The sequence below is a fragment of the Pseudomonas sp. 13B_3.2_Bac1 genome, assembly GCF_025466205.1.
GTDB classification, from domain to species: Bacteria; Pseudomonadota; Gammaproteobacteria; order Pseudomonadales; family Pseudomonadaceae; genus Aquipseudomonas; species Aquipseudomonas fluorescens_H.
This window is the reverse complement of record NZ_JANLOG010000042.1, coordinates 1-11,661: the sequence shown is the minus strand read 5'-3', so window position 1 is coordinate 11,661 and position 11,661 is coordinate 1. Positions and strand designations below refer to the sequence as shown.

Below are 11,661 nucleotides of genomic sequence, written 5' to 3'. Positions count from 1 at the left end.
TCGCGAAAGGGCCGGCAATCCCACCCCAAAATCCGGCGGTCAGGTACTCGACCGTTGTGGCGCCTCGCTCGCCAACAGCTCCTTCTCACCCTGCCGCTTGGGCAACAAAACCTGCTGTGGATAAGTCTGCGCGAAATGCACGTCGGGACTGTTATCCACAAGCTTTTTCAAACGCTGGTTGAACGCCCGGCTCACCGCATACTGCCCGCCCGACACGGTGCGGAACTGCGCCGTCAGCACCACGCCGTTCAGGTCCATCCGGTCCACCCCGAACACATCCAGCGGCCCTTGCAGGTTGTACTTGAGGAACGGGTCTTCGCGGATCGAGTCGCCGGTCTCGCGGATCAGTTCGATGGCCTTGTCGACATCGGTGTCGTAGGTGAACTGCACCGAGAAAAACGCGTAGGCAAACTGCCGTGATTGGTTGGTCACTGCCTTGATCTGGCCGAACGGCACCGAGTGCACAAAACCCTTGCCGTCACGCAGGCGCAGGGTGCGGATGGTCAGGCCTTCGACGGTGCCGGCGTGACCGGAGTCGAGCACCACCCAGTCACCGATCGACAGCGTGTCTTCAATGATGATGAACAGCCCGGTGATCACGTCCTGCACCAGTTGCTGCGAACCGAAACCGATGGCCAGGCCGACCACCCCGGCACCGGCCAACAGTGGCGCAACGTTGATCCCGAGGTTGGCCATGGTGGTGATCGCGCAGATCACCACCAGGATGATTTTGATCGCGTTACGCAGCAGCGGCAGGATGGTTTTCACCCGAGTGCTGGGCTGGCGCGAAGAGCGTTTGCTGACCGGTGGTTTCAGCGCTTCCTGAATCGCCGTGTCGAGCACCACCCACAACAGCCATGTGACGAGGAAGATCAGGCCGATGCTGCTCAACGCGTTGCTGATCGCCCGTCCGACCGTGCTGCTCTGGGCGAAATCGAGCAGTGAGACGCCCCAGATCCGCCCGAGAATATCGATGAAGGCAATCGCAATGACAATCCGCAGCAACGCATGCAACAGGCTGAGAAAGCGTTCCTTGTAGGCACTGCTGCGCTGGATCGCTTCGGCTTTTCGTGACTTGAACAAATGCTGGAGGATGGTGCTGAGAAACACCGTGCCGATCAGCAGCACCGTGGTGAACAACGCGCAGCGCAGGGCCTTTTGATTGTCCTCGCCGATGCCGATCAGATTGACCGCCGAGACCAGCACCATCAACACGATCGGCCAGTACCAGAGCCCGGAAAAAATCCGCAGCGACTCCTGCAACGACGGCTGTTTCAGACGCTGCGCCAGCGGTCGGTTGCGGATCAGGTGCGCCACCGGCCGGCGCAGGCGAATCACCAGCAGACCGAAGATGATCGAGGCGATCAACCCGGTGAACACCGCGACGCTGCTGGTGATGTTGCCGCCTAACTGACGGGCGATCTGTGGGCTGGTCAACGCGTCACTGAGGGCGGCGAGGAAGCCGATCAGGAACAAAGGTTTCGGACAGTAGTCGCGGATGATCCGCGCGGCGGGCCGTTTGTGGCCGACGTTGAACATCACCACCACGCACAACAGCATCGAGGTGGAGAAAATCCCGCTGCTGGTGGCGTAGGCAAAACACAGCGCCAGCGCCCGGCCGATCGAGGCTTGCAGAAAGTGGCTGACGTACAGCGTCAGCGGCAGGCAGATCAGCGCCGGCAGCGTGTACGGCAGCAGGTAGCCAAGCAGATCCTGACTGCGCTGGCGGGTGCGCAGCCAACGACCCTGACTCAGCCGCTTGGCCAACAGGCTGCCGAGCACCGTGAGCAGCGCAAAAGTGCCAAGCCAGACGCCAGACAACATCAGGAAATCCCCGGCGACGCTCCAGCCCGAACGATCCGACGGCTGGTTGACCAGTTTGTCGACCTCATCCGCCGCGCGATCAGCGCGCAGGCGCCAGGCGTCGACCAGATGCTCGTTGAGATCGAGTTTGTCCTGCACGTCGTCGATGCTCGTACTGATCGCGCCGAGCAGACCACCCTGCACGATCGGCTCGGGTTTGGCCGGTTCTTCAGCGGTGGCCGGAACGCCCGGCAACGCGGCGGCTTGCACCATCTGGCCAGCGCCCAACAGCAGCGCCCCCAGCAAAAAAGCGACCCTGAACTTGATCAAAACTCCGATCCCCCTTGGCTGAACCTGTAAGGAACTGATCGGTAATTGTCTGGCAAGTTCAAGAGCACCCTCACCCCAGCCCTCTTCCCGAGGGAGAGGGAGCCGACCGAGTTGTGCTCTCGAGCTACATCGACCTGAAATATCCAGCCGAACTCAATATTGAGTGCAACCGAGATCAGCTCCCTTCCCCCTCGCCCCTTTGGGGGAGAGGGTTGGGGTGAGGGGGAGCGCTTTTGACCTTTGCGTCCAAGGCAAATATCAAATGCCCAACCCCGTATTTTTCCGCACAACCCAAACCCCGACACTGCGCTCCATTCAAACCTCTACCGGAGTGCTGTCATGCCCATTGCCTTGCTCGCGCTGACCCTCAGCGCATTCGCCATCGGGACGACCGAGTTCGTCATCGTTGGTCTGCTACCCACCATTGGCGCCGATCTCGGCGTCAGCCTGCCGTCCGCCGGGCTGCTGGTCAGCCTCTATGCGTTGGGCGTTGCCATTGGCGCGCCGGTGCTGACCGCCCTCACCGGCAAAGTCCCGCGCAAACTGTTGCTGCTGTCGCTGATGGTGCTATTCACCCTCGGCAACCTGCTGGCGTGGATGGCGCCGAGTTACGAATCGCTGGTGCTGGCGCGGATCGTTACCGGCCTGGCGCATGGGGTGTTCTTCTCCATCGGCTCGACCATTGCCACCAGTCTGGTGCCCAAGGAAAAGGCTGCCAGCGCGATTGCGATCATGTTCACCGGCCTCACCGTGGCTTTGGTCACCGGCGTACCACTGGGCACTTTCATTGGTCAGCATTTCGGCTGGCGCGAAACCTTCCTCGCCGTCTCGGCGCTGGGTGTGATCGCCTTCATCGGCAGCCTGCTGTATGTGCCGAACAACATCGCCCACAGCAAACCGGCGTCCCTGTTGCAACAACTGCAAGTGCTGAAGCAACCGCGTCTGTTGCTGGTGTACGCCATGACTGCGATCGGTTACGGCGGCTCGTTCATCGCTTTCACTTTCCTCGCGCCGATCCTTCAGGACATCTCCGGCTTCAGCGCCGGCACCGTCAGTCTGGTATTGCTGGTGTACGGCGTGTCGGTGGCGGTCGGCAACATCTGGGGCGGTAAACTGGCGGACAAACGCGGGCCGATCAGCGCCCTGAAAATCATCTTCGCCCTGCTCGCCGCCGTGCTGTTCGTACTGACCTTCACCGCTGGCAATCCATGGCTGGCGCTGGCCACGGTGCTGGTGTGGGGCGCGGTGGCGTTCGGCAACGTGCCGGGTCTGCAGGTGTATGTGGTGCGTCAGGCTGAACATCACACACCGCAGGCAGTGGACGTGGCATCGGGGCTGAACATTGCCGCGTTCAACCTCGGGATTGCCGGCGGGGCGTGGGGCGGCGGCCTGATCGTCGAGCATCTGGGCCTGATTCATACGGCGTGGATCGGTGGTCTGGTGGTGCTGGTGGCGCTGGCACTCACCGCGTGGAGCGGTCGACTGGACCGGCTCGGCCCGGTCTATGCCGAACCGGCTCAAGGCCGAGTATTCACGGGTCACTGAGTAACCCTGTGGGAGGGGGCTTGCTCCCGAAGACGGTGTATCAGTCGCCATTGTTGTTGACTGACCCACCGCCTTCGGGAGCAAGCCCCCTCCCACATTGAGATGTGTGGTTTCTGCAGAGAATGTACCGTCCGTAACGCCACCGAAACTTTCCCGAACCGCCCACAGTCATCAACAGACACAGGCTGTACGAGGACTGACAACGGGAGGGCGACATGGCAACGATTCACATCGGTATTTCCGGCTGGCGCTACGCCCCGTGGCGCGGGGATTTCTACCCGAAAGGACTGGCGCAGAAACGCGAATTGCAATTCGCTTCGCGGGCGGTCAACAGCATCGAAATCAATGGATCGTTCTACGCCCTGCAACGGCCCGAACGTTATGCCCAGTGGTACGCCGAAACGCCCGACGACTTCGTGTTCAGCGTCAAGGCGCCGCGCTTCATCACCCACATTCGCCGTTTGCGCGAGATCGAAAAACCGTTGGCGAATTTCTTCGCCTCCGGCGTGCTGGAACTCAAGGAAAAACTCGGGCCGATCCTCTGGCAGTTCCCGCCGAACTTCAAATTCGATCCCGAGCGCTTCGAACACTTCCTCGCCCTGCTCCCTCACGACACTGAAGCGGCCGCCGCCCTCGCCCGCCAGCATGACTCGCACCTGCACGGCCACGCCAGCCTGAAGGCCTGGCGCAAAAAACCGCTGCGCCATGCCGTGGAAATTCGCAACGACAGCTTCATCGACCCCGACTTCGTGCGCTTGTTGAAACGCTACAACACCGCCCTGGTGATCGCTGACACCGCCGGCAAATGGCCGTACCGCGAAGACCTCACCAGCGATTTCGTCTACCTGCGTCTGCACGGTGCCGAGGCACTTTACGCCAGCGGCTACAGCGAACCGGCGCTGCAGAGTTGGGCCGAACGCATCGACGCCTGGCACCACGGTCAGCAACCGGACGATGCGCATCTGATCGCGCCGCGCCTCAAGCCTCGGGCACGTAAATCCCGTGAAGTGTTCTGCTATTTCGACAACGACGTCAAAGTCCGCGCGCCCTACGACGCCCGCAGTTTGCTGCACCGTTTTGAGCTGGATAAAACGCTCGCCACCACCCCCGGCGAACCGGCAGCCGAAGGGGTGTTGGCATGAGTATTCCAGAGCCGGTCGGGTTCACCGACGAGCAGACCAGCGTTGAAGTGTCGGTGCGCCGTTTCACCGTGCTGACGGTCAACACCCACAAGGGCTTCACCGCCCTCAATCGACGCTTCATCCTCCCGGAGTTGCGCGAAGCGGTGCGTAGCGTGGCGGCCGACGTGGTGTTTTTGCAGGAGGTCCACGGCACCCACGAACACCATCCAAAACGCTACAGCAACTGGCCGACGATGCCGCAATACGAGTTCCTCGCGGACAGTCTGTGGCCGCAATTCGCCTATGGACGCAACGCGGTGTACCCGGAGGGCGATCACGGCAATGCGTTGCTGTCGAAATTCCAGATCATTCGCCACGACAACCTCGACGTTTCGATCAGCGGCCACGAAAACCGTGGCCTGCTGCATTGCGTGCTGCGCCTGCCCGGCGATGGCGTCGAGGTGCATGCGATCTGCGTGCATCTGGGCCTGCGCGAAAGCCATCGCAATGCGCAACTGAAGCTGCTCGGCGAGCGTCTGGCGGAGCTGCCGGTTGACGCGCCGGTGATCGTCGCCGGTGACTTCAATGACTGGCGCCAGCGCGCCGATGCGTTGCTCGAACCCTGCGGTCTGCGCGAGGTGTTCGCCGAGCATCACGGCAAACCGGCGCGCAGTTTTCCGGCACGCCTGCCGACGCTGCGGCTCGATCGTATTTACGTGCGTAACCTCAAGGCCAGCCAGCCGACAGTCCTGGCGAATCGGCCCTGGTCACACCTTTCCGACCATGCCCCGTTATCGGTGGAGATCGAATTATGAGCAGCGCACCGCTGGAAAAATCCGCCGTGGCACCGATCAGCATCAACCCGCCGGTGCGCGAGCCCGGGCATGTCGATGTCGAGTACGGCTGGCAGGGCAACAATCGCATCAAGTTGCTGGAAAACGGCGAGGAATATTTCCCCCGGGTGTTCGACGCCATGCGTGCGGCGAAGAGTGAAATCCTGCTGGAGACCTTCATCGTTTTCGAAGACAAGGTCGGTGCAGAGTTGCAGCAGATCCTGATCGACGCCGCACGACGTGGCGTGCGCACCACTGTCAGCCTCGACGGTTTTGGTTGTGGCGAATTGTCCACCGGTTATCTCGCGGCTTTGAGCGATGCTGGCGTGCACCTGCAAATGTTCGATCCGGCGCCCAAACATCTGGGTTTTCGCACCAACTGGTTCCGCCGCCTGCACCGCAAGATTGTGGTGGTCGACGGATTGATTGCGTTCATTGGCGGGATCAACTTTTCCGGCGATCACCTGGCCGATTTCGGCCCCGAGGCGAAACAGGATTACGCGGTGCAGATTCAGGGGCCGGCGGTCGCTGACATTCATCATTTTGCCCTGCTGCAAAGTGGTAGGCCGGGGCGTGCGCGGTTCTGGTGGCAGCGCCGCCGTCAGCGCCGGGCGGACATGGCTTTCAACGATCACGACGGTCAGGTACGGCTGGTGTTTCGCGACAACGATCAGCATCACACCGACATCGAAGACGTGTATTTGCAGGCATTGCGCCGGGCCAAACGTCGGGTGGTGATCGCCAACGCCTACTTCTTCCCCGGCTACCGCCTGCTGCGTGAGATCCGCAATGCGGCGCGCCGTGGCGTCGAGGTGCGGCTGATCCTGCAAGGCCAGCCGGACATGCTGGTGGCGAAACTGGCGGCGCGCATGACCTACGACTACCTGCTCAAGGCCGGCGTGCAGATCCACGAATATTGCCAGCGCCCGCTGCACGGCAAAGTCGCCTTGGTGGATGAGGAATGGAGCACGGTCGGCTCGAGCAATCTCGATCCGCTGAGTCTGTCGTTGAATCTGGAAGCCAACGTGCTGATCCGCGACCGCGCGTTCACTCAGCATTTGTTCCAGCGCCTCGAAGACCTGAGCCAGAACCACTGCAAGGCCATGGACGCCGACATGTCGCCACGCGGGCGGATCTGGCACATGACCGTGGGATTTCTGGTGTTTCACTTCCTGCGGCATTTCCCGTCGATGGCCGGTTGGTTGCCGGCGCACAAACCGCGGCTCAAGCCGTTTCGGGGAGATATCCCATGAGCCATTCCCATGCGCAATCGGCGCCTGCCGTGCATTCTCGCTGGAGTCGCTGGAAACGCCCGCTGACCCTGCTGTTCTTCCTCGTGCTGATCGTGTTGCTGACGATGTTCGCCAGCCGCATCGAATGGGCGGAAGTCCTGCAAACCCTGGCTGAATTCAAGGTCCGCACGCTGATTATCGCCGCCAGCCTGACCCTGCTGAGCTTTCTCACCTACGCCAGTTTCGACCTGATCGGCCGCACCTACATTCGCCAGGACCTGACCTGGAAGCAGATCCTGCCGGTGGGGATCATCAGCTATGCGTTCAACCTCAATCTCAGCGCCTGGGTCGGCGGGATCGCCATGCGCTATCGGCTGTATTCGCGCCTGGGTGTGAGCAAAGGCAACATCGCCAAGATCCTCGGCCTGAGCCTGGCGACCAACTGGTTCGGCTACATGACGATTGCCGGCGCGGTGTTCAGCAGCGGTCTGGTGAGCATGCCGCCGGGCTGGAAAATCAGCAGCGACGCATTGAAGGGCATCGGCGTGCTGTTACTGCTGTTGAGTGCCGGTTACCTCGCCGCGTGCCAGTTCTCGAAGCGCCGCGAGTGGTCGATTCGCGGGGTGGAAATCAACCTGCCGTCACTGCGCATGGCCTTGCTGCAATTGCTGCTCGGCGCATTGAACTGGTCGCTGATGGCGGCGGTGATTTTCACTCTGCTGCCGAGCAAACTGGATTATCCGTTGGTGCTCGGCGTATTGCTGATCAGTGCGATAGCCGGGGTCATCACGCACATTCCGGCGGGACTCGGGGTGCTGGAAGCGGTGTTCGTCGCGCTGCTGCAGCACGAAGCTTCGCGGGGCAGTCTGGTGGCGGGGTTGCTGGCGTATCGGGCGATTTATTTTCTGCTGCCGTTGCTGATTACGGTGGTGATGTATTTGCTGGTGGAGGCCAAGGCAAAGGCGTTGCGGATCGAGAAGAAACCGTCCTGATTTTGTGGCTATGGCTGATGGCCCCTTCGCGAGCAAGCCCGCTCCTACAGGGGGAGCGCATTTCAAATTGTAGGAGTGCGCCTGCTCGCGATGGCATCCGAAAGGGCACCAAAGATCATGTGGACTGGATGATGCTCAACCGCTCACCGACCACCATCTCGGTAATCCAGTCCACCAGAATCGAGGTATAGGCCTGCTGCGAAACCGGCTCGCTCAGGGCATGGTCGGCGCCGTCGATGATCCGGTGCGTCAGCGAATGCGTCTGCTGACAGGCCGCGCGGTAACTCATGATCGTCGCGTGGGGCACGTAATCGTCGGTTTCCGATTCCACCAGCAACACATCCCCGGTGAATTGCGAACAGGCGTGCAGCGCACGATTGCTGTCAGCACGGACCAACGTCGCCCGGTAATCCCGCAGGTCAGCCTTGTCCAGATCACGCTTGGGCGTGTGCCATTGCTCGTCGCGATACAGCGCCGGCACCCGCAACGCCAGCCAGCGCACCGGGCGCAACGAGGTGAGGATCGAAGCGAGGTAACCGCCATAACTGGTGCCGACCACCGCAATCGCCGAGGTGTCGAGCGCCGGGTGCGCGAGCAGGCGATCGTAGGCGGCGAGCAAGTCGCGCAGGTTGTCCTCGCGTGTGACCCGGGTCAACGGAATGCCGGTACCACCGGTGTGCCCGCGAAGGTCGAAGGTCAGGCAGACACAGCCAAGCCCGGCGATGCCCTTGGCGCGCTCCAGATCGCGCTCCTGGCTACCGCCCCAGCCGTGCACAAACAACACGCCGGGGACTTTCGATTTGGGGCTGAGAAACGTCCCGCTCATCTGCTCGTCATCAATGTCGATCTGAATGCTTTCGCTTCTAGCCGTCATAGGATTTGACCGTTACGTATTTGAGAAGGAAGTCGCTGTTCTCCGCCGGCCCGCGATAGATTTCGATGGCGTCGGCCGGCAGGGTCTGATCGTTGTAGGTCTCCACCGTCGACACGCGGATCGCCGGCATATCTGGATCGTTGACAAAGCTTTGCAGCGCGGCCAGTTCAGCGCTGCTGGCACCGCCCATGCGCCAGGACTGTTCGAGTACCCCGCTACGAGGTTTGCCATCGTGGTCCAGGCCCTGGGCGACGTCATAGTTGCGCCGCGAGGCATAGAAACCCGGATAGGCCTCGTCTGCCGCCCGGTCAAAAATCTGCGCCTGCTCGATGGCCAGGCGCACATCGCCCGGCAAGTCCAGCGCCAGCAGATCCGCATAACCGCCCTGCACGACCAGCAGATTCGAACCACCATAGACGTCTTCGCCATGAGCATCCTTGGTCAAGTATTGATCACCGCAGTAGCTCAGCACTTTGTCGCCGATGAATGACTGGCCGACGCTGTGGGTGAAGACCTTGCTCAAGTCCTGTTCCAGCACCACGCCATCGCGGAACAGCTCGGCGACCTCCGCTCGGGCGAGCACTTCATCGAACGCGTCGAGGCTGTTGATAACTTCCTGGCCACGACCGGCGCAGGCGTGAATCGGCTTCAGACGGATCGGCCCGCTGTACAGCAGATGCTCGGCAGCGGGTCGCGCATCTTCCACGGCAAACACGGTCAAGCCATCGAGCACCACGTCGCGCACGCGCTCGGAAAATTGCGGCGCCCAGCCTTGTGGCGCGTGAGCCAGATGACTGCGCAAGCCGTGGCTGATGGCTTTGGTGCAGATGAAATCGTGTTCGACGAATCCGCCCCACAAGTCCTGTGCGCCTTTGATGCCCAGTGCCTGCGCCTGTCTGGCGCCGACAATGGTTTGCGTGGGCAGCCAGTACAGGTCACGACCGCGGTGTTTTTCCGGGTCGTAGCTGCCAGCAAATTTGAGCCCGAGAATTTGCGCCAGCCAACGGGCCAGTGCCTTGTTGGTCTGCACTTCATGTTGCGGCGCGCCAGCGCGCACCGAGTGTGCGACGACGATTTTTCTGCCTGGCGTCGGGGTCATGCGTCCCCCTTGCAGCGGTTCGGTGAATGTAGCGGTGAAGGGTGCAGAGATCAGGCCAACGACCGTCCTGTGGAAAACTCTGGCCGATCAAAGGCTTGCTAAAACGGTGATGGCACCACGCCCGTTTCAATCTGCACGAAACAGCGCAAATTCGCGGCAATTTGCACGACCGCTGCTCACACAGAACCCTGTAGGAGTAAGCCTGCTCGCGATAGCGTTGGAACAGTCACCTGATTTCCAGCTGACAGATTGCAATCGCGAGCAGGTTCACTCCTACATTAGATATTCGCCGCTTTTTCGCCTGTCATAAAAATCTCACGCGTGAGCCATTGATGGCATTTTGAATTGGTTGTAGTGTGGCTCACGCGTGAGATGTTCATAACGGAGTCATTGCCATGAAAAGTCGCTCCCCCACCGTTGCATCAGAGAGCCCACAGGGAGAGCGCTCGAAACCGTCCGCGAAAAAGCCGTCGAGCTTCTACATGAAGCAGATGCGCGCGGGCCTGGCTGCCGCCGGTTATGTGAAACACGAAACTTGGGTACTTCCGGAAAACCGAAGCTTGCTCAAGCAGATGGAGCAACAGCTACGCCAACCGATTCTGGCTGGCTCATTCATGTCGGAGAATTACATGAGCGCAGGCAACAACTGGAACATCGATAGCCTCTTCAACGCCCTCAAGGCACTGGACGAGGTGGCTTCGCACGAGATCACGCTGTCTCTGATCCAGAGCTCCGAACCCAGCATCAAGCTGGAAATGAACGAATTCGGCGGTCTGCCGATTCACATCGCCGTGGCCGGTGCACAGATCATCGTTGACACCGTGCTGGTGGATATCGATTCGATCACTGACGTACGCGCCTTCAACGACGCCGTGTTGCGCAGCCGGGAAATGTTCCCGCTGTCGTCGATCGGCATCGAGTCGATGCCTAACGGCCAGACCGTTTACAACATGTTTGGCGCCCTCAGCGCCGACTCGAGCCTGACCAACGTCGTCACCGAGGTGAAAACCCTGGTCGACAACGTGCAGCGCGCGAGTGAAGCCTTCGAACACTTCTTCAAGTAATCAACAGGGAATATCCAATGACTCAGTCCATCTGGAGCAAGTTGTTCACCGCACTGCGCGGCGGCGCCAATGAAGTCGGCGAAGCGATCGTCGACCAACAGGCTCTGCGCATCCTCGACCAGGAAATCCGCGACGCCGACACGGCGCTGTCCAACGCCCGCCGCGAGCTGGTCACCATCATGGCCAAGCACAAGCTGGCCGCCGACCGCGTGAGCGAGTACGACGCGAAGATCAAGGATCTGGAAGCCAAGGCTGTTTCCGCGCTGAACGCCGGCCGCGAAGACCTGGCGATGGAAGTGGCCGAAGCGATTTCGACCCTGACCAACGACCTGACCGCCGAGAAAGCCCAGAGCGACGAGTTCGGCACCTACGCCGAAAACATGCGCAAGGACATCAGCAAGGCCGAGTCGCGAATCAAGAGCCTGCGCCAGCAGGTGGACATGGCCAAGGCCCGTGAAAGCGTGCAGAAGGCGCAGGTCAGCGCATCCATCGCCAGCGGTGGCGCCAACGGCAAACTGGAAACCGCGGTCGGCACCCTGAACCGTCTGCAGGCCAAGCAACAGCAACGCGCCGCCGAGCTGAGCGCCGCCGATGAGCTGGCTGACGCTTCGACCGGCAACGACCTGGAACGCAAACTGCGCGACGCCGGCATCACGCCGAACGAAGGCAGCGCCAATGCGATTCTTGAGCGTCTGAAGCAAAAATCAGCGCAGTAAGCAGCATCGCAATACCTTTGTAGGAGTGGGGGGGGGGGGGGGGGGGGGGGGG

10 protein-coding genes are annotated in these 11,661 nt (G+C 61.2%); 7 read left to right on the top strand and 3 right to left on the bottom strand.

The window, feature by feature from the left end; translation table 11 throughout:
* Positions 1 to 39 precede the first annotated feature (39 nt).
* Positions 40 to 2,133 carry a mechanosensitive ion channel family protein gene (locus tag NTD85_RS06235; protein WP_262141715.1) on the bottom strand — a complete coding sequence of 698 codons (2,094 nt, stop codon included), beginning with the start codon at positions 2,131 to 2,133 and terminating at the stop codon, positions 40 to 42.
* Positions 2,134 to 2,472: 339 nt separating this feature from the next.
* On the opposite strand from NTD85_RS06235, the gene NTD85_RS06230 reads away from it, so the two are divergent.
* The 5 genes from NTD85_RS06230 to NTD85_RS06210 all read left to right on the top strand — a co-directional run bounded on the left by NTD85_RS06230 (position 2,473) and on the right by NTD85_RS06210 (position 7,856).
* Positions 2,473 to 3,678: an MFS transporter gene (locus NTD85_RS06230; protein WP_103522049.1), complete on the top strand. Its 1,206-nt coding sequence runs from the start codon at positions 2,473 to 2,475 to the stop codon at positions 3,676 to 3,678.
* Between the two features lie 215 nt (positions 3,679 to 3,893).
* Positions 3,894 to 4,820: a DUF72 domain-containing protein gene (locus NTD85_RS06225; RefSeq protein ID WP_262141714.1), complete on the top strand. Its 927-nt coding sequence runs from the start codon at positions 3,894 to 3,896 to the stop codon at positions 4,818 to 4,820.
* Positions 4,817 to 5,614 carry an endonuclease/exonuclease/phosphatase family protein gene (locus NTD85_RS06220; RefSeq protein WP_262141712.1) on the top strand — a complete coding sequence of 266 codons (798 nt, stop codon included), beginning with the start codon at positions 4,817 to 4,819 and terminating at the stop codon, positions 5,612 to 5,614. Before NTD85_RS06225 ends, NTD85_RS06220 begins: the two co-directional genes overlap by 4 nt.
* A complete protein-coding gene (gene clsB, locus NTD85_RS06215) occupies positions 5,611 to 6,885 on the top strand; it encodes a cardiolipin synthase ClsB (RefSeq protein ID WP_262141711.1) in 1,275 nt (424 codons plus the stop codon). Before NTD85_RS06220 ends, clsB begins: the two co-directional genes overlap by 4 nt.
* Positions 6,882 to 7,856 (top strand): lysylphosphatidylglycerol synthase domain-containing protein, encoded by a 975-nt coding sequence (locus NTD85_RS06210; RefSeq protein ID WP_262141710.1) that lies wholly within the window; start codon positions 6,882 to 6,884, stop codon positions 7,854 to 7,856. The genes clsB and NTD85_RS06210 overlap by 4 nt, the downstream gene beginning before the upstream one ends.
* 115 nt (positions 7,857 to 7,971) lie before the next feature.
* Here the strand turns inward: NTD85_RS06210 and NTD85_RS06205 are convergent, their stop codons facing one another.
* A complete protein-coding gene (locus NTD85_RS06205) occupies positions 7,972 to 8,730 on the bottom strand; it encodes an alpha/beta hydrolase family protein (RefSeq protein WP_103483876.1) in 759 nt (252 codons plus the stop codon).
* A complete protein-coding gene (locus tag NTD85_RS06200) occupies positions 8,720 to 9,829 on the bottom strand; it encodes a DUF3182 family protein (protein WP_262141708.1) in 1,110 nt (369 codons plus the stop codon). Before NTD85_RS06200 ends, NTD85_RS06205 begins: the two co-directional genes overlap by 11 nt.
* 395 nt (positions 9,830 to 10,224) lie before the next feature.
* Between NTD85_RS06200 and NTD85_RS06195 the strand changes: the two genes are divergently transcribed.
* Both NTD85_RS06195 and NTD85_RS06190 read left to right on the top strand, forming a co-directional pair.
* Positions 10,225 to 10,893, top strand: coding sequence for a YjfI family protein (locus NTD85_RS06195; RefSeq protein WP_103522054.1), 669 nt, complete (start codon positions 10,225 to 10,227; stop codon positions 10,891 to 10,893).
* Positions 10,894 to 10,910: 17 nt separating this feature from the next.
* Positions 10,911 to 11,609 carry a PspA/IM30 family protein gene (locus tag NTD85_RS06190; protein WP_007966153.1) on the top strand — a complete coding sequence of 233 codons (699 nt, stop codon included), beginning with the start codon at positions 10,911 to 10,913 and terminating at the stop codon, positions 11,607 to 11,609.
* Positions 11,610 to 11,661: the final 52 nt, after the last annotated feature.